Annotated in this window: 20 protein-coding genes; 18 read left to right on the forward strand and 2 right to left on the reverse strand. The window is 35.9% G+C overall.

Annotated elements, in window-relative coordinates:
* Positions 1-26 precede the first annotated feature (26 nt).
* Positions 27-1,420, forward strand: a protein-coding gene (locus tag MHB61_RS10455; protein WP_102032788.1) for an IS3 family transposase whose coding sequence is annotated in 2 segments (ribosomal slippage) — positions 27-504 and positions 504-1,420 — 1,395 coding nt in all. Because the reading frame shifts where the segments join, the coding sequence is not laid out codon by codon here.
* Between the two features lie 73 nt (positions 1,421-1,493).
* Here the strand turns inward: MHB61_RS10455 and MHB61_RS10460 are convergent.
* Entirely contained in the window at positions 1,494-2,360 is an 867-nt protein-coding gene (locus tag MHB61_RS10460; protein WP_003129984.1) for an RluA family pseudouridine synthase, read from the reverse strand.
* Between the two features lie 203 nt (positions 2,361-2,563).
* On the opposite strand from MHB61_RS10460, the gene MHB61_RS10465 reads away from it, so the two are divergent.
* The 10 genes from MHB61_RS10465 (at position 2,564) to MHB61_RS10510 (ending at position 12,725) form a co-directional block, all read left to right on the forward strand.
* Positions 2,564-2,941 (forward strand): pyridoxamine 5'-phosphate oxidase family protein, encoded by a 378-nt coding sequence (locus MHB61_RS10465; RefSeq protein WP_003129983.1) that lies wholly within the window; start codon positions 2,564-2,566, stop codon positions 2,939-2,941.
* 113 nt (positions 2,942-3,054) lie between these two features.
* Entirely contained in the window at positions 3,055-3,486 is a 432-nt protein-coding gene (locus MHB61_RS10470; RefSeq protein ID WP_010906308.1) for a DUF3290 domain-containing protein, read from the forward strand.
* Between the two features lie 16 nt (positions 3,487-3,502).
* Positions 3,503-4,138 (forward strand): DUF421 domain-containing protein, encoded by a 636-nt coding sequence (locus MHB61_RS10475; RefSeq protein WP_012898614.1) that lies wholly within the window; start codon positions 3,503-3,505, stop codon positions 4,136-4,138.
* A gap of 308 nt (positions 4,139-4,446) precedes the next feature.
* Positions 4,447-6,678: a PBP1A family penicillin-binding protein gene (locus tag MHB61_RS10480; RefSeq protein ID WP_003129980.1), complete on the forward strand. Its 2,232-nt coding sequence runs from the start codon at positions 4,447-4,449 to the stop codon at positions 6,676-6,678.
* A 101-nt stretch (positions 6,679-6,779) separates the two neighbouring features.
* Entirely contained in the window at positions 6,780-8,597 is a 1,818-nt protein-coding gene (locus tag MHB61_RS10485; RefSeq protein WP_058225728.1) for an acyltransferase family protein, read from the forward strand.
* Between the two features lie 40 nt (positions 8,598-8,637).
* Complete coding sequence (rpmG, locus tag MHB61_RS10490; RefSeq protein WP_010906305.1) at positions 8,638-8,787, forward strand: 50S ribosomal protein L33; 150 nt, start codon at positions 8,638-8,640, stop codon at positions 8,785-8,787.
* 110 nt (positions 8,788-8,897) lie between these two features.
* Entirely contained in the window at positions 8,898-9,092 is a 195-nt protein-coding gene (gene secE / locus MHB61_RS10495) for a preprotein translocase subunit SecE (protein ID WP_003129978.1), read from the forward strand.
* Positions 9,093-9,289: 197 nt separating this feature from the next.
* Positions 9,290-9,847, forward strand: a complete 558-nt coding sequence (gene nusG, locus MHB61_RS10500; RefSeq protein ID WP_003129977.1) for a transcription termination/antitermination protein NusG — start codon at positions 9,290-9,292, stop codon at positions 9,845-9,847.
* A 101-nt stretch (positions 9,848-9,948) separates the two neighbouring features.
* Entirely contained in the window at positions 9,949-11,439 is a 1,491-nt protein-coding gene (gene thrC / locus MHB61_RS10505) for a threonine synthase (RefSeq protein ID WP_003129976.1), read from the forward strand.
* Positions 11,436-12,725 carry an MATE family efflux transporter gene (locus tag MHB61_RS10510; RefSeq protein ID WP_058221573.1) on the forward strand — a complete coding sequence of 430 codons (1,290 nt, stop codon included), beginning with the start codon at positions 11,436-11,438 and terminating at the stop codon, positions 12,723-12,725. Before thrC ends, MHB61_RS10510 begins: the two co-directional genes overlap by 4 nt.
* A gap of 39 nt (positions 12,726-12,764) precedes the next feature.
* Here MHB61_RS10510 and mscL read toward each other — a convergent pair whose 3' ends face one another.
* Complete coding sequence (mscL, locus tag MHB61_RS10515; protein WP_010906303.1) at positions 12,765-13,133, reverse strand: large-conductance mechanosensitive channel protein MscL; 369 nt, start codon at positions 13,131-13,133, stop codon at positions 12,765-12,767.
* A gap of 312 nt (positions 13,134-13,445) precedes the next feature.
* Between mscL and rpsJ the strand changes: the two genes are divergently transcribed.
* The 7 genes from rpsJ (at position 13,446) to rplV (ending at position 16,988) form a co-directional block, all read left to right on the forward strand.
* Positions 13,446-13,754: a 30S ribosomal protein S10 gene (rpsJ, locus tag MHB61_RS10520; protein ID WP_003129973.1), complete on the forward strand. Its 309-nt coding sequence runs from the start codon at positions 13,446-13,448 to the stop codon at positions 13,752-13,754.
* A gap of 18 nt (positions 13,755-13,772) precedes the next feature.
* Positions 13,773-14,396, forward strand: a complete 624-nt coding sequence (rplC, locus tag MHB61_RS10525) for a 50S ribosomal protein L3 (RefSeq protein WP_003129970.1) — start codon at positions 13,773-13,775, stop codon at positions 14,394-14,396.
* Between the two features lie 25 nt (positions 14,397-14,421).
* Positions 14,422-15,048, forward strand: coding sequence for a 50S ribosomal protein L4 (gene rplD / locus MHB61_RS10530; RefSeq protein WP_003129968.1), 627 nt, complete (start codon positions 14,422-14,424; stop codon positions 15,046-15,048).
* A complete protein-coding gene (locus tag MHB61_RS10535) occupies positions 15,048-15,341 on the forward strand; it encodes a 50S ribosomal protein L23 (RefSeq protein ID WP_003129966.1) in 294 nt (97 codons plus the stop codon). Before rplD ends, MHB61_RS10535 begins: the two co-directional genes overlap by 1 nt.
* A 15-nt stretch (positions 15,342-15,356) precedes the next feature.
* A complete protein-coding gene (gene rplB, locus MHB61_RS10540) occupies positions 15,357-16,187 on the forward strand; it encodes a 50S ribosomal protein L2 (protein ID WP_003129965.1) in 831 nt (276 codons plus the stop codon).
* 159 nt (positions 16,188-16,346) lie between these two features.
* Positions 16,347-16,625 (forward strand): 30S ribosomal protein S19, encoded by a 279-nt coding sequence (rpsS, locus tag MHB61_RS10545; RefSeq protein ID WP_003129963.1) that lies wholly within the window; start codon positions 16,347-16,349, stop codon positions 16,623-16,625.
* A gap of 15 nt (positions 16,626-16,640) precedes the next feature.
* Entirely contained in the window at positions 16,641-16,988 is a 348-nt protein-coding gene (gene rplV / locus MHB61_RS10550) for a 50S ribosomal protein L22 (protein WP_003129961.1), read from the forward strand.

The following is a 16,988-nucleotide window of genomic DNA, read 5'->3' on the forward strand; positions in this document are numbered from 1 at the left end:
TTCAAAAATATGAAAGGTCTTTTATTATGACAAAATATTCATTTGAACTAAAACTAAAAGTGGTTCAGGATTATGATAACGGTGTAGGGGGGTGTGATTATTTAGCCAAAAAGTACCATGTCACGAACGAAGCGATTGTCAGGCGTTGGGTCAAAGCTTATAAAGAATTAGGGGCGGTTGGAATTCAGCGTAAAAGACAAAATACAGTTTATTCAACACAATTCAAACTTAATGCGGTAAACTTATATCTAACAAGTGAAAAGTCATATAGAGAACTAGCTCATGAATTGGGAATGAATAATCCGCCACTTCTTACACGATGGGTATCAAATTATCGCAAAAAAGGGGAATTTGCCTTTTCTAATGTTCAGGGGCGACCTAGAAAAGAGTCTGAATTGCTTGAAATAAGTATTAAGAAAGCGAAAGATGTGGTGAATGAAACAGAGCAAGAACTTGCTAGGCTTCAAAACGACAATCTTAATTTAAGAATGGAAGTTGAATATTTAAAAGGGCTGAGGAGATTACGGCAGGAACAACACAAGAGGGAAAATCCCGAGTGGTCTGTGAACTCCGACGAGAATTCAAGTTCCCACTTAAGCAACTCTTAGCCATTTCTGAACTTTCTAAAGCAACTTATTACTACTGGGTCAATCGTTTTGAACGTCCTAATAAAGACGAAATGATTGAGCAAGTCATGCTTGAAATACGTCAAGAACACACTAATGCAGGGTATCGTCCAATGGTTGAGCTATTAAAACAACGTGGAATTTATGTTAATCACAAGAAAGTTCAGCGCTTGATGAAAAAACTTGGGCTTCGTGTGACTACTTTTTGGCATAAATCTCGTAAATATAACTCTTACAAAGGTAAAGTTGGGACTGTGGCTAAGAACAAGCTCCACAGACGATTTAACACTTCTATACCACATCAGAAGATAACGACAGACACCACTGAGTTCAAATATTACGATAAAGGGGTTCAAAAGAAGCTTTATCTCAACCCCTATCTTGACCTTTTCAACAACGAAGTGATTAGCTATGAAATCTCTAAACAACCAACCTATCAAGCTATTGCGACAGCACTTCAGGAGGCTTTAGAATTGACTTCTGATTGTCTCTATCGTCGTACTTTCCACTCTGACCAAGGGTGGGCATATCAGATGAAAAACTATGTCTTTAAGCTCAAATCACAAAAAATAATCCAATCTATGAGTCGCAAAGGTAACTGTCATGATAATTCAGTCATGGAGAACTTCTTTGGCTTGCTTAAACAAGAAATCTACTATGGTCATGTTTTCAATTCATTTGAAGAACTTGAACAAGCGATTACTAAATGGATTCACTATTACAACACGAAACGAATTAAGAAAAAATTGAACTGGATGAGTCCAATCCAATATCGTTTAACTTATTCAAAATAACAAAAAAAAGACAAGAAATTATTCTTGTCTAAAAAGTCTAGCTTTTGGGGTTCACATCAAAAATCACTTCTTTTTATTTTGTTTTATTTAAAATGTCAAGGAAACTAGTACTAATTGCTGAAATTTCTAAAATTTTATTTTCAAACGGATGGGGAATAATAATTTTATCAGCATGAAGCATCATTCTCTCCTGTGTTTTTTGACCATACAAAGCATCACCAATGATAGGATGATTTAATGAAGATAAATGGACACGTATTTGGTGAGTTCTTCCAGTATCTAAGGTACATTTAACAAGAGTTTTGTCAGTAAATTTTTTGATAATCTCAACATGAGTCACTGCTTTTTGACCCTTTGCGGAAAGGATTCGTTTATTTTTATCATGGCGATTTTGACCAATGGCCCGATCAATGGTAAATTGATTTTCTGGGAAATGACCTTTGACTAGTGCCAAGTATTCACGATGAATTTTATTTCCTTCAAACATTTTACCAAGAATAGGGAGAACAAATTGATTTTTTGCAAATAAAACAGCACCAGATGTTGCTTGGTCCAGGCGATGGACAACAAAAACTTCTTGGTTGATTGCCGCTGCAACATGATTTTGTAAGGCTAATTCATCAGCCGTATTTCCGTGGGCCTTCATTCCTTCAGGTTTATTAACAACAATCAAATGTTCGTCTTCATAAAGGATGTCAGCTAAATTTGCTGAACCGAATTTTAGAGATAAATTAGAGAAATCCTCATTATCAAAAATAAGAGTGATTTTATCTCCAGCATGGACGAGCTGATTTTCGTTAATAAGCTTGTTATTGACTATGCAATTTTTTTTCATTCTTAGAAAGTGTCTTTGTTTACGAGGAATGAACCAAGTTTTTTCGAGTAAATCAGAGACAGGCTGTTCTATAAAATTTTCGGGTAAAATGAAGTTATATTCCATATTCACATTATACTATAAGTTTTTATTTGGCCCAAAAATATAAGAAACTGAAAGGGTGACAGCGTCGGGATTATCAAGAGAATTACTTTTCAATTAACTCTAGGTTTGTTATAATCAAAGTATCTTCTTAAAAATACGTAATAAAGATAACTCAAAATGTAAAAAATAATAAATATTATGAGTGAATTATAGAAAGAGAAAAAATGCTAACAAAAAAATTTAAAGAAACATTAAAATATGAAGGGTCAGTTTCCCTCACTTCATGGGGAGCAGAGAAAAGTCCTCATGTTACAGGAACATGGATTTCTTATTTACAGCTTACCAGTGATGAACGAATATTGGCACCAGCAGCAGGGATGCATTATTTAGAAGAAGATATTAAAGTGAATGATACAATTTATCTGATGCTTGGGGTTAGAGAAGTCGAAGGTAAAAATGGCTATCAAGGGATTGGCTTTAGGGTGAGTGCTAAAGCAAAACTTATTTCAAATGGTCCAGAATTTGAAATGATGAAAGAAAAGTATCCATTTTTGCGAGCAGTTCTTGAACTTACTCCGGTGGAAGTAGAACAACTATTATAAAGATAATATTTCATCTTAGAAGGTTTATTTATAAAATTAAATGAGGTTTGAATAATTATAAAATGATTTATTAATCATTTTTTTAATATAATAGTTATTAAGGGGTGAAAAATATGAAATTTTATGATATTGAATTTTTAAAATCGCAAGCTGGACTTAGTGATTATCTTCGATATATCTTTATTTTTGGGAGTCTTGTAGTTCTTGTTATTGTATTTGCTATATATATTAAGCATAGAATTAAAACGAAATATAGAGATCTTAGTATTATTTTATTATTATTTATTATTTTAGAGATTGGTATACAATATTCAAATTATCAAATTAATCAGTCTAAGCATACTCAATCTTCACAGATGGTTGGATTTATTGAAAGAGTCGCTAAAAACGAAAGAACGAATAAAAATAATATTTTTGTTAATTCCACGCAATTAGCTGATGGTGTGATTGTAAAGATAAAAGGTGATTATTATAAAGTTAACCTTAGTGCTGATCAACAGTCATACACCCTTACTAAAAGTTACTTGATTAATCCCGAAAAATAAAAAATTAGGAGTTAAAATGCAATTATACAGCCCAATAATACTAAAATTTGCTTTAGGTATTATTTGTTTAATTATTCAAATAAATTTAATGGGGAAAGGTAATCTTGCCCCCTCATCAGCAATGGATCAAGTTCAAAATTATGTTTTAGGGGGAATTATTGGTGGAGTCATCTATAATGATTCTATTACGGTTTTACAATTTGTCTTGGTTCTAATCATATGGACACTGTTAGTATTAATTTTAAAATTTGCAAAGGAGCACAATCGCTATGTAAAATTAATCGTTGATGGTAAACCATTGACTCTGATTCAAGATGGAAAAGTGAGAGTAAATGAATGTCTCAGAAATGGAATCTCTGCTAATGAATTAATGTTTAAATTACGTTCTAATGGTATCTATGAGATACATAATGTTAAAAGAGCTATTTTAGAACAAAATGGTCAATTGACATTGATTGAATTTGGTGGTGAAAATATTAAATATCCAATTATTGTTGATGGACAAGCTAATTTTGATGTTCTCGAATTAATTGATAAAGATGAAAATTGGCTTGAACAACAAATTAATCTGCAAGGATATAACCAAATTAAGGAAATATATTTAGGAGAATACTTATCAGGTGAACTTAAACTTTACGGATATACAAAATAATATTAGAAAGCGAATACTCTTGTTTTAATTTAGAGTTAGTTAGCTAAATTATAAATAGAATTTTGGTGTTAGAAGTGAAACAATTGAAAAATCTAGAGAAACCTTTATAATAAAACATAAATCCCTTTCGTTTTACAAACTTACATTGTAAGCCAAAGGGATTTTGGGTAAAATAATCAGAACTGAAAAAATGAAATCTAAATACCTTACAAAGATGTAAGGCAAAAAAAGCAGAAAAGTATTAAAATAAGGTATTGCTGTATTCATTTGAGTAAGTAAAGAAATAAAAAGCATCTGAGGAACGATATATGTCTGAAAATAATAATTTCAGTCGGCGTAATAAAAAGGAATCTAAAAAAAATAGTTTAAAAATTCCTAATTTACGCCCTAAAAAACAAAAAAAGCTTGAAGAAGAAATAGAAAAACCGGCTAAAACGAAGTTCGGTAAATTCATGAAACCAATTAAACGGTTCTGGAAACGTTATAATCTGACAAAAATCACAATTATTTTTGTCTTAGTAGCCATTGTTTCGACAGGTTCATATCTTTTTTACTTAGCTAAAACAGCTAATGTTAAAGTACTGCAAAGTTCTATTTCGGCACAAACAGTCATTTATGACAAAGATAATAATGAAGCTGGAAATCTTTATGGTCAAAAAGGAACACCGGTCAAGATTGACCAAATTTCCAAAAATATTACAAATGCTGTTGTGGCAACTGAAGATAGAACTTTCTATAAAAATCATGGTGTCAATTTGAAACGTTTTGCTCTAGCAGCCGTTACTCTTGGGCGTTTTGGTGGTGGTTCAACAATCACTCAGCAATTGGCCAAAAATGCTTATTTGACTCAAGAACAAACGATTGACCGTAAAGCGCGTGAGTTTTTCTTGGCACTTGAAATCAATAAACATTATAGTAAAGATGAGATTCTTGATATGTATCTGAATAATTCTTACTTTGGTAATGGTGTTTGGGGAATTCAGGATGCAGCTTTGAAATACTTTGGTGTTCCAGCAAGTGAAGTAACTGTTGATGAAGCAGCCAGTCTTGCGGGAATGTTAAAAGGGCCAGAAATTTATAATCCTCTTTACGAAAAAGGAAAATATGCGACTGACCGACGTAATACAGTTTTGCAAAATATGGTTAATGCTGGTTATTTGGAGCAGTCACAGGCAGATACTTTTATGAAAGTTGACTTACAAGCTCAATTGCAAGACAATTATCAATCTAAAAGTAGTCAATATAAATATCCAAGCTATTATAATGCTGTAATTTCTGAAGCGGAACGCAAGTATGGTCTGACATTACAAGAAATCATGAATAATGGTTACAAGATATATACGGGCATGGACCAAAATATGCAATCCGGCTTGCAAAAGACTTATTCTGACCCAAGTTTCTTCCCACAAGCATCTGATGGAACTTATGCCCAATCTGCTTCGGTTGCTATTGACCCTAAAACGGGAGCTGTCAATGCTCTTGTCGGAAATGTTAATACAGAAGGTTCAAATAGCTTTACTGATTATAACTATGCCACAATGTCTAAACGTTCTCCTGGTTCAGTTATCAAACCTCTTATTGTTTACGCTCCAGCAATTGAAGCGGGGTGGTCAATTGATAAAACGGTTGATGATTCACCAGCAGATTATAATGGCTGGAAACCAACCGATTTTGATAATCAATGGCGTGGACAAATCCCAATGTATACTGCTTTAGCAAATTCATATAATATTCCAGCTATTAATACATATCAAGCGATTGGACCAAAAGTCGGAAATGCTTTAGGGCGTGAGTTTGGTTTAGATTTAAGTAGTAAAAATGATGTTTTACCGACGGCACTCGGAGCTGGAGTTGAAACGAATCCATGGCAAATTGCTCAGGCTTATCAAGTTTTCGCAAATGGCGGAGTGATGAATGATGCGCATTTGATTACTAAAATTGAAAATGCTGCAGGACAAGTTGTAAAAACAGCAAAGGTAACCAAAAAACGGGTTATTAGTAAAGATACAGCTGACAAAATGACTCAAATGATGCTGGGGACTTATACTAATGGTTCTGCTTGGAAAGCTTCACCTAAGTCTTATACACTTGCTGGTAAGACAGGAACCAATGAAGACCAAGACCAATGGGTAGTAGGTTATACACCGGATGTGGTTATGGCTCTCTGGGTTGGTTATGCGGATGGGAAATATAAACTGACAGGTTCATCAGAAGGACAAACCTCAGTTATTTTCCGTCAAGAAGCTAGTTATATGTTGCCTTATACTAAAGGAACGGCATTTACAGTTGAAAATCCTTATGCGGAAGCAGGTGTTGCCGCACAAGAACCTTATTGGACTCAACAAAGACAATATCAAGATGATATTGTGGACCAAGAACAAGCAGAAGCTCACACGACTGGAAATACACCAGAAAGCTCTAGTTCTAGCTCTTCATCGTCTTCAGATTCTGGTGGTTTGGACCTCGGAAAAGTGGGTAAAGATATTGGAGATGCAGCTAAAAATGCTTGGGATAAAGTTAAAGGGATTTTTGGCAACTAAAACTGAAAAAAGAGGTAGAAATATGGTAGAATTAGAGGTAAAGCGTAGTAGTTTTAAGACAAGAAAATTTTAAAGAATAAAGATAGAAATCGAGAAGAAAAATGAAGCGTTACGTCACAGGTTTTAATGGATTACGGACGATTGGTGTTTTAACAGTTATTCTATATCACCTCTGGCCAAACCATGTTCAGGGTGGTTTTCTTGGTGTTGTTTTATTCTTTGTTCTCTCGGGCTATTTGGTGACGGATTCGCTCCTTCGCGAGTATGAAAAAAATAAGAAGATTAATATTTGGAAGTTTTGGGGAAGAAGATTAAAGCGTCTCTATCCTTTACTAGTTGCAATTTTTCTTCTTGTGACACCTTATATCATCATTTTTCAACCTAATTTGTGGGCGGGATTACGTTCTAATTTCCTTTCTGCTGTATTTTCGGTTCAAAACTGGTGGCAAATTTCGCAAGGAAGTTCATATTTTGCTGATATTGCCGGTGCTTCACCTTTCAAACATATTTATTATTTATCAATCGAGGGGCAATTCTTCATCCTTTGGCCTTTGCTGTTGATTGTTTTGCTAAAATTTGTTAAAAAAAGAGGTCGGATTTTTGTCATTGCTAATGTTTTGGCCTTGATTTCGGCAATTTGGATGGCAATTCTTTTCGTTCCCGGAGCAGACCCAACGCGGGTTTATTATGGAACGGATACGCGTTTCTTTAGCTTGATGATGGGGGCTAGTCTTGCTTTCATTTGGCCTTTGAATAAACTTTCACATAAGGTTAATAAACGAGCGGTTAAGATTGCTTGGCAGTTGACTATTGGATTATCTTTGCTTTTGCTGCTTGCTTATATCTTTATGCCTGCTCAAGGGACATTTACTTATTATGGCGGAATGTGGCTAGCAAGTTTGGCCAGTGTGATAATGGTTGCTTTGGTGGCACATCCAAGTCTTCCGACTAACAAGCTATTTTCAAACCCTGTTTTTGAATATATTGGCTCACGTTCTTACGGAATTTACTTGTGGCAACTTCCTGTTTTTGCTTTCGCTGAAGCTAAGGTACTTGCTCCTACCGCTTGGTATAATTTAATTTGGCAATTGGCGCTCATTCTTATTCTGACGGAACTTTCATATCGTTTGATTGAGCTGCCAACGCAGCGCTTTGATTATAGTAATATTTTAGGAATCCTTCAAAATTTTGTTCGAGAAAAAGGTTGGAAACTTAAAAAGAATATTTTACCGATGCTCATTTCAGGGCTTGCTCTAATAAGCTTAGGTTTCATTATTTTTTCACCGCCTTCACCCCATGACCAACGAGTGATTGAAGAAAAAATAATGGCCCAACAGGTTGCACTACAAAAGAAACAACTGGCTGAGGCTAACAACAAAGTACCGATGTCCTTAAAGGCGGTAGCAGAAAAGTATAAGGTTCAACCTGTAGTTGCTGAAAAAGCTTCTCAAATGAATGTTCTAGCCCTTGGAGATTCGGTTATGGTTGCTGCTTCTACAAATCTTCAAGAAGTTTTTCCACATATGTATATTGATGCAGCAGTTGGAAGACAAGCAGAGTCACTGGCGACAGACTTAACGAATGCTAAATCAAAAATGCCTAATCCTGATGCTTACTTAATTGGTCTAGGAACAAATGGAACAATTAAAGAAGATGAAATTGATGCTGCGATGAAAGTGGCAGGTAATAAACCTGTTTATTGGATGAATGTCCACGCAGACCGTGTTTGGGCAAAACCTAATAATAAATTGCTGATAAAAATGGCAAAGAAATATAAAAATTTGAAAATTATTGATTGGAATAAAAAAGCATCTGGTCAAAGTTCATGGTTCTACAGTGATAATATTCATCCTAAAGGAACAGGGGCCGAAAAATACGCCGCTTTAGTAGCTAATAGTCTGACCAATGTGGAAAAATAGTTTGCGCTTCTAAATAATTTTTGATAGAATAAGAGATAATATGTTAAGAAAAGCTGGATTAGCGTGCACCATATGTGGTTCACGAAATTACACCCTCAATCTTTCGTCAGTTGCGAAAGAAAAACGAGTTGAAGTTAAAAAGTTTTGTCGTACTTGTGGCAAACACACATTACACAAAGAAACGCGTTAAATCGTATTTACTTTAATAGGGTTTAAACACGTCGAACTGACATTCTGTCAGTAAACTTTTATAAGAAATGGACTCTGTCAGTAAATTTGTGGCAGTGATAGGAAAAGATTATGTTTAAATTTATTGGTAGCATTATTGAAGAAATGAAATTAACCACTTGGCCAAGCAGAAAACAATCTGTTCGTGATTTTTTTATGGTCATTGAATATACAGCTTTCTTCTTGGTGTTCATCATAATTTTCGATTGGGTAACTCAACATGGAATTACATTTAGTGTTAACCATTTAATCCCATTTCTTAAATAATCTATAAATCTGTCAGTTTTGACAGATTTTTCTTTTCTAATTTTATTAAAAGTCCTTTTAATTCAAGATAAATATGATATAATAATATTATCTGATAAGGGCTTGGCCCTTTTTCTTGTACCCAAATTACTGACAGATTTCTGTCAGCTGGGATTTTAACTGATTAAGTAAAAAAAATAAATACAGAGGTATTTCAAATGGAAGATAATAATTTAGTAAGTTTTGACCAAGGTTGGTTCGTTATTCAAACCTATGCAGGGTATGAACGTAAAGTTAAAGAAGATTTGCTTGAGCGTGCTGAACTTTATAACATGGCTGACAAAATTTTGCGTGTGGAAATTCCAACTGAGACAATTCGTACAGAAGTTAACGGCAAAATGAAAGAAGTTGAAGAAAACTTATTCCCAGGTTATGTTTTGGTTGAAATGAATATGACTGATGAAGCCTGGTTTATTGTCCGTAATACACCAAATGTTACTGGATTCGTTGGTTCACACGGAAATAGATCAAAACCTACACCACTTTTTGAACAAGAAATTCAAGATATTTTGGTTGGCATGGGCAAAGTTGTTCGTGAAATTGACTTTGATGTTTTTGTTGGAAAACGTGTTCGTATTGTTGACGGTGCATTTTCAGGATTTGAAGCTCCAATCACAGAAATCAATGGCGACAAATTGACTCTGACTGTTGATATGTTTGGTCGTGCAACTCCAGTTGAATTGGACATGCACCAAATTGAAGATATTCAAGCTTAATTAAGTATTATAATAAAAAAAGCCACGAGAATTCGTGGCTTTTTGCGAGTTTACAGAATATTTGTTATAATTATAAAAAATGTGATTGGGGAATAAATATCATGGTAACTTTTTATCAGTCAACACGTGATAAATCAAATAAAAAAACAGCGTCACAAGCTATTTTACAAGGTTTGGCAGAAGATGGTGGACTTTTTGTTCCCGTTGACTTCCCAAAAGTTGATTTAGACTTTGAAAAATTAAAAAACGCTTCTTATCAAGAAATTGCTGAACTTGTTTTGAAAGCATTTTTTGATGATTTTTCTGCTGACGAAATTAAATCAATGGTGACAAAAGCATACGGAGAAAAATTCGATAGTCCGGAAATTGCACCGCTTAAAAGACTTGGGAATCACTATATTCTTGAACTTTTTCATGGTGAAACGATTGCTTTTAAAGACATGGCACTCTCTATCTTACCTCATTTAATGACCCAAGCGGCTAAGAAAAATGGTGTGACTAATGAAATTGTTATCTTGACTGCAACTTCTGGAGATACAGGGAAAGCCGCAATGGCCGGTTTTGCTGATGTGCCCCAAACAAAAATTATTGTTTTTTATCCCAAAGGTGGTGTCAGCCATATTCAAGAGCAACAAATGCTGACTCAAAAAGGGGAAAATGTTCACGTTGTTGGAATTGATGGAAACTTTGACCAAGCTCAAACAGCAGTAAAAGAAATGTTTAATAACAAAGTTTTACATGATCAACTTTTGAAAAATAATAAACAATTTTCGTCAGCAAATTCAATGAATATTGGACGTTTGATTCCACAAGTTGCTTATTATATTTATGCTTACGCACAACTTGTCAAAACTGGTCAAATTACTGACGGAGAAGAAATTAATTTTTCAGTTCCAACAGGGAATTTTGGAAATATCTTAGCGGCTTATTATGCTAAAAAATTGGGCTTGCCCGTTCATCAGCTCATCTGTGCTTCAAATAAAAATAATGTACTGACAGACTTTTTCAAAACAGGACTTTATGATAAAAATCGTGAATTCTATGTAACAAGTTCACCTTCAATGGATATTTTGGTCTCTTCAAATCTTGAACGTTTAATTTTTGAATTAACTGACGAAAATGATAAAGTAACCTCAGATTTACTGACAGCCCTATCAGTAGAAGGGCATTATCAAATTTCTAAAGAAATGATTACTAAACTTCAGGGATTTGTGGCCGACTGGGCATCAGAAGATGAAATTTCAAAAGAAATTCAAGAAACTTTTGAAAATGAAAAATATGTTCTGGACCCTCATACAGCAGTAGCAAATTATGTCTATCATCAAATTCAACCCAAAGAAAAAACAGTTGTGGTCAGCACGGCAAGTCCTTATAAGTTTCCAAAAGTTGTTTTAGAAGGGCTTGAAAATGATAAAACAGAGCTGTCAGTAAATAGAGACGATTTTGCTGCTGTTAAATCACTTGAAAAATTGAGTGGGATTCCATTACCAAAAGCAGTCATCGGACTTGAAGAAGCAGAAGTTCTACATCATACCGTTATTCCAGCCGCTGAAATGCAAAAAGAAGTAGAAAAATATCTTGGCTTAAAATGAAAACAAATAGAGAAATATTAAAATTCGCATTTCCGGCGATTATTGAAAATTTCTTACAAATGCTTGTAGGGGTGAGTGACACAATGATTGTTGCTCACCTTAGTCTTTCTGCCGTAGCAGCTGTTTCTTTCGCTAATAATCTCATCACGGTCTATCAGGCGATTTTTATTGCTTTGGGAACAATTGTTTCAAGTTTATTTGCCAAAGTGCTTATTGCAAAGAAGGTAGAGGAAAACCCGAAAAGATTAATTAATTCTGCTACCAAACTGACTTTTTTAATTGGTCTTGCCTTGGGGATTGTTTCAGTTGTGGGAGCACGACCTATTCTCTATTTACTTGGTGCTCGTCAGCAGGTTTTAGAGCTTTCCATTATTTATCTTAGTTTAGTAGGTGGCTTGATTGTCCTTTTGGCTTTAATGACGACTTTTGGAGCCTTTCTACGGGCTGATGGAAATACAAAGACACCGATGTGGGCAAGTTTTTTTGCCAGTCTTCTAAATTTGATACTGTCAATTGTCTTTATTTTTGTTTTCCATTTAGGAGTGTTGGGAACAGCACTTGGAGCGGTTATTGCTAGATTTATTGGGACGCTTTTCCTCTATTATAAGTTAAAAGATAAGCGACCCGATTTTCGATTTTATAAAGAAAAATTGGACCATCAATTGATTAAATTAAGTTTACCAGCAACTGGAGAGCGTTTGTCAATGCGTTTGGGCGATTTGCTCATCATGATGATTATTGTCAGATTAGGCGAACGTGTATTTGCAGGAAATGCAATTGGTGAAAGCATTACACAATTTAATTATATGCCCGTTTTCGGAATGGCAACCGTAACAGTAATTTTGGTAGCACAAGCAGCAGCTGAAAATAGTATTGAAAATGTTAAAGCTTATATCAAAAAGACCTACTGGTTAGCGACGATTATGATGTTTGTGATTGGTTTGGCCCTTTTACTGACAGCCAATATTCTAAATCAATTTTTCACTACTGATAGAATTGCCATGAATGCAAGTACCACTGTTATTTTGTTTTCATTTTTAGCGACTTTTTTCGTCACAGGAGCAACAACTTATACAGCAGCCTTTCAGGGAATAGGAAACACAAAACTTCCTTTTTATGCCACAACGCTAGGGATGTTTGGCATTCGCTTGCTTTTAGGAGCATTTTTAGCCTTAGGATTAAAATTAGGGCTAGAGGGAGTTTGGTTAGCAGTTTTACTTGATAATCTCTTTAGATTTATTTTTCTCAAAATCAAGTTTAATCAAAGCCTCACAAGCAAAATTTAAAATAAAAAAATACTGACAGCTTTTCTGTCAGTAATTTTTTTATTGTTTTTTCAATAAATCGCGAATTTCTTGGAGAGTTTCCAATTCTTCGTTTTTTTGTTCTTCGACAGTTTCTTCTTTTTTAGGGAAGAGTTTGTTGATGAACTTGATAAGAATGAAAATAACAAAGGCTGTAATGATGAAATTAATGACATCATTTAAGAAAGCACCGTAAGTGAATTTTGTTTTTCCAACAGTTACTGACAAATGAGCAAGAGCAGTACTTTGAACAAACATTCCGATTAACGGATTAATCAAGTTATCAACTAAAGATTTAACTAAAGCAGTAAAAGCTGCCCCGATGATAACCCCAACGGCTAAGTCCAATACGTTCCCACGTAAAATAAAGTTTTTAAATTCCTTTAACATAAATCCTCCTATATAATAGTTTATAAATCCTTCAAACAAATTATACCAAAAAGTTTAAAGATGACAAAGTAAGCTTTCTTGTCATTTCAAGTAAATTCCTTCATTCCCCAAAAAGATTTAGAAAGAATGAAAAAAAGTCTAAAAAGTCCTTGACAAGCCACATCTCCTTTGATAGAATAGACAAGTGCTGTTAAAAACAGTATGTAGCGACGAAACGAGAGGTTGCGACACACCCGAAGGTATTGCCATACCTAACGTGTCGGTTTTCCCGTGGAGCTAGCCTATTGAATACAATAGACGAGAGGAGAAAAAATGGCAACTAAAAAAATTCGCATTCGCTTAAAAGCATACGAACATCGTATCCTTGATGCAGCTGCAGAAAAAATCGTAGAAACTGCTAAACGTACAAACGCAGAAGTAAGTGGTCCAATTCCACTTCCAACTGACCGTAGCGTCTACACTGTTATCCGCGCGACTCACAAATACAAAGACTCACGCGAACAATTCGAAATGCGTACACACAAACGCTTGATCGACATCATCGAACCAACACAAAAAACTGTTGATTCACTTATGAAACTCGATTTGCCAAGTGGTGTAAACATCGAAATTAAACTCTAATTAAGAAAGGTAATTCTCATGTCAAAAGGAATCTTAGGGAAAAAAGTGGGAATGACTCAAATCTTCACAGAAAACGGTGAATTAATTCCTGTTACTGTGATCGAAGCGACTCCTAACACAGTTCTTCAAGTTAAATCTGTTGAAACAGATGGTTACGAAGCAACTCAAGTTGGTTTCGATACACTTCGTGAAGTTTTGACCAACAAACCTGCCAAAGGTCATGCTGCTAAAGCTAATACGACTCCTAAGCGCTTCGTTCGTGAATTCAAAGGACTCGAAGGCGCTGAAGTAGGAGCAGAAATCACTGTTGATACATTTGCAGCCGGAGATGTTGTTGATGTTACCGGAACTTCTAAAGGTAAAGGTTTCCAAGGCCCAATCAAACGTCATGGTCAATCACGTGGTCCTATGGCCCACGGTTCACGTTACCACCGTCGTCCTGGTTCAATGGGTCCTGTTGCAGCTAACAAAGTTCCAAAAGGTAAAAAACTTGCTGGACGTATGGGTAACAAACGCGTTACTGTACAAAACCTTGTTATCGCACAAGTGCTTCCTGAAAAGAACGTTATCCTTGTAAAAGGTAATGTCCCAGGTGCTAAGAAATCATTGATTGTTGTTAAATCAGCAATCAAAGCTAAATAAGAAGGAAAGGAGATAGAAATCTATAATGGCAAAAGTATCATTATTTAAACAAGATGGTTCACAAGCTGGTGAAGTTACACTTAACGACTCAGTATTTGGTATCGAACCAAACGAATCAGTCGTATTCGACGTTGTAATCTCACAACGCGCTAGCCTTCGCCAAGGAACACACGCACACAAAAATCGTTCTGCTGTGTCTGGTGGTGGTAAAAAACCATGGCGTCAAAAAGGTACAGGTCGTGCCCGTCAAGGTTCTACCCGCTCTCCACAATGGCGTGGTGGTGGTACTGTCTTCGGTCCAAACCCACGTAGCTACGCTTACAAACTTCCACAAAAAGTTCGTCAATTGGCGCTTAAATCAGTTTACTCAACAAAAGTTGCTGATGGTAAATTAATCGCTGTTGACACACTTGACTTTACAGCTCCAAAAACTGCTGAATTTGCAAAAGTAATCTCAGCACTTTCAATCGAACGTAAAGTTCTTGTGGTTCTTCCAAACGAAGGTAACGAATTTGCAGAACTTTCTGCACGTAATCTTGCAAACGTGAAAGTTACAACTGCTAATTCAGCATCTGTACTTGACATCGTTTCTGCTGACAAACTCCTTGTGGTTCAATCAGCATTGACACAAATTGAGGAGGTTCTTGCATAATGTCACTTTATGATATCATCCGTAAACCTATCATTACTGAAGCTTCTATGGCTGCAATGGATCAAAAGAAATATACTTTCGAAGTAGATTCACGTGCGCATAAACTTCTCATCAAACAAGCTGTTGAAGCTGTCTTTGGTGTAAAAGTTGCCTCAGTAAATACTATCAGCGTTAAACCAAAATCTAAACGAGTTGGTAAATACACTGGTACTAAATCAGGCTACAAAAAAGCTATCGTTACTTTGACTGAAGATTCTAAAACAATCGAAATCTTCGGCGAAGACGCAGAATAATAGAGGAGGAAAATCGTGGGAATTAAAGTTTATAAACCTACCACAAACGGTCGCCGTAACATGACTGGTAGCGACTTCGCTGAAATCACTACAAGTACTCCTGAAAAGAGCTTGCTTGTAAGCATGAGCAAAACAGCTGGTCGTAATAACACTGGTCGTATCACAGTTCGTCACCACGGTGGTGGTCACAAACGTAAATATCGTGTAATCGACTTCAAACGTACAACTGACAACGTTGTTGCTAAAGTTGCTACAATTGAATACGATCCAAACCGTACTGCAAACATCGCATTGATCGTTTACTCTAACGGTGTTAAATCATACATCTTGGCTCCTAAAGGCCTTGAAGTTGGAATGACAGTTGTATCTGGCCCTGAAGCCGACATCAAAGTTGGTAACGCATTGCCACTTGCTAACATTCCAGTTGGTACATTGATCCACAACATTGAATTGAAACCTGGTAAAGGCGGACAATTGGTTCGTTCAGCTGGTGCTTCAGCTCAAGTACTCGGTTCAGAAGGTAAATATACACTCGTTCGTCTTCAATCAGGCGAAGTTCGTATGATCCTTTCAACTTGCCGTGCTACAATCGGTGTTGTAGGTAATGAACAACAAAGCTTAATCAACCTTGGTAAAGCAGGACGTACACGTCACATGGGTATCCGCCCAACAGTACGTGGTTCTGTAATGAACCCTAACGATCACCCACACGGTGGTGGTGAAGGTCGTCAACCAGTTGGTCGCAAGTCTCCAATGACTCCATGGGGTAAACCAGCTCTTGGTCTCAAGACTCGCAACAAGAAAGCAAAATCAAGCAAACTTATCGTTCGTCGTATCAACGACTAATAAGTCGCTTTATTTTCACAAGAGCCTTCTCGGCGTCTTGTTAAATTTGATAAAACTTATTGTCAAATTTAATGAGATGTCGAAAGTGCATCTATAAATTCCGCCAACTCCGCCTTAGTAGCGGTAGTGGTACAAATATTTAAAGGAGAAACTCACAAAATGGGTCGTAGTCTTAAAAAAGGACCTTTCGTCGATGAGCATTTGATGAAAAAAGTTGAAGCTCAAGTCAACGCCGAAAGAAAATCTGTGATCAAAACTTGGTCACGCCGTTCTACAATCTTCCCGAACTTTGTAGGACTTACAATTGCTGTTTACGATGGTCGCAAACACGTACCAGTTTACGTTCAAGAAGATATGGTTGGACACAAACTTGGTGAATTCGCACCAACTCGTACTTATCGTGGTCACGCTGCTGACGACAAGAAAACACGTCGCTAATAGGAGGAGAAAAAAATGGCAGAAATTACTTCAGCTAAAGCAACTGCAAAAACAGTTCGCGTTTCACCTCGTAAGACTCGTCTTGTTATCGATCTTATCCGCGGGAAACGTGTTGCAGATGCAATTGCAATCTTGAAATTTACACCGACTAAAGCTGCTGTAGAAGTTGAAAACGTACTTAAGAGTGCTATCGCTAATGCAGAAAATAACTTTGGTCTTGAAAAAGCTAACTTGGTAGTAAGCGAAACATTTATTAATGAAGGTCCAACAATGAAACGTTTCCGTCCACGTGCCAAAGGTTCAGCTTCACCAATTAACAAACGCACAGCTCATATCACTGTAGTTGTAGCTGAGAAAGAATAA

The organism is Lactococcus sp. FSL K6-0773 (genome assembly GCF_038006485.1).
Lineage (GTDB): Bacteria > Bacillota > Bacilli > Lactobacillales > Streptococcaceae > Lactococcus > Lactococcus lactis.

What these genes read in the sequence shown, in the direction of transcription:
- nusG (WP_003129977.1), top strand. Translation starts at nt 9,290, where the DNA reads ATGGAAGATAATAATTTAGTAAGTTTTGACCAAGGTTGGTTCGTTATT.
- rpsJ (WP_003129973.1), top strand. Translation starts at nt 13,446, where the DNA reads ATGGCAACTAAAAAAATTCGCATTCGCTTAAAAGCATACGAACATCGT.
- MHB61_RS10480 (WP_003129980.1), top strand. Translation starts at nt 4,447, where the DNA reads ATGTCTGAAAATAATAATTTCAGTCGGCGTAATAAAAAGGAATCTAAA.
- secE (WP_003129978.1), top strand. Translation starts at nt 8,898, where the DNA reads ATGTTTAAATTTATTGGTAGCATTATTGAAGAAATGAAATTAACCACT.
- MHB61_RS10460 (WP_003129984.1), bottom strand. Translation starts at nt 2,360, where the DNA reads ATGGAATATAACTTCATTTTACCCGAAAATTTTATAGAACAGCCTGTC.
- MHB61_RS10470 (WP_010906308.1), top strand. Translation starts at nt 3,055, where the DNA reads ATGAAATTTTATGATATTGAATTTTTAAAATCGCAAGCTGGACTTAGT.
- MHB61_RS10485 (WP_058225728.1), top strand. Translation starts at nt 6,780, where the DNA reads ATGAAGCGTTACGTCACAGGTTTTAATGGATTACGGACGATTGGTGTT.
- rpsS (WP_003129963.1), top strand. Translation starts at nt 16,347, where the DNA reads ATGGGTCGTAGTCTTAAAAAAGGACCTTTCGTCGATGAGCATTTGATG.
- rplD (WP_003129968.1), top strand. Translation starts at nt 14,422, where the DNA reads ATGGCAAAAGTATCATTATTTAAACAAGATGGTTCACAAGCTGGTGAA.
- rplV (WP_003129961.1), top strand. Translation starts at nt 16,641, where the DNA reads ATGGCAGAAATTACTTCAGCTAAAGCAACTGCAAAAACAGTTCGCGTT.
- MHB61_RS10535 (WP_003129966.1), top strand. Translation starts at nt 15,048, where the DNA reads ATGTCACTTTATGATATCATCCGTAAACCTATCATTACTGAAGCTTCT.
- MHB61_RS10510 (WP_058221573.1), top strand. Translation starts at nt 11,436, where the DNA reads ATGAAAACAAATAGAGAAATATTAAAATTCGCATTTCCGGCGATTATT.
- rpmG (WP_010906305.1), top strand. Translation starts at nt 8,638, where the DNA reads ATGTTAAGAAAAGCTGGATTAGCGTGCACCATATGTGGTTCACGAAAT.
- mscL (WP_010906303.1), bottom strand. Translation starts at nt 13,133, where the DNA reads ATGTTAAAGGAATTTAAAAACTTTATTTTACGTGGGAACGTATTGGAC.
- MHB61_RS10465 (WP_003129983.1), top strand. Translation starts at nt 2,564, where the DNA reads ATGCTAACAAAAAAATTTAAAGAAACATTAAAATATGAAGGGTCAGTT.
- thrC (WP_003129976.1), top strand. Translation starts at nt 9,949, where the DNA reads ATGGTAACTTTTTATCAGTCAACACGTGATAAATCAAATAAAAAAACA.
- rplC (WP_003129970.1), top strand. Translation starts at nt 13,773, where the DNA reads ATGTCAAAAGGAATCTTAGGGAAAAAAGTGGGAATGACTCAAATCTTC.
- MHB61_RS10475 (WP_012898614.1), top strand. Translation starts at nt 3,503, where the DNA reads ATGCAATTATACAGCCCAATAATACTAAAATTTGCTTTAGGTATTATT.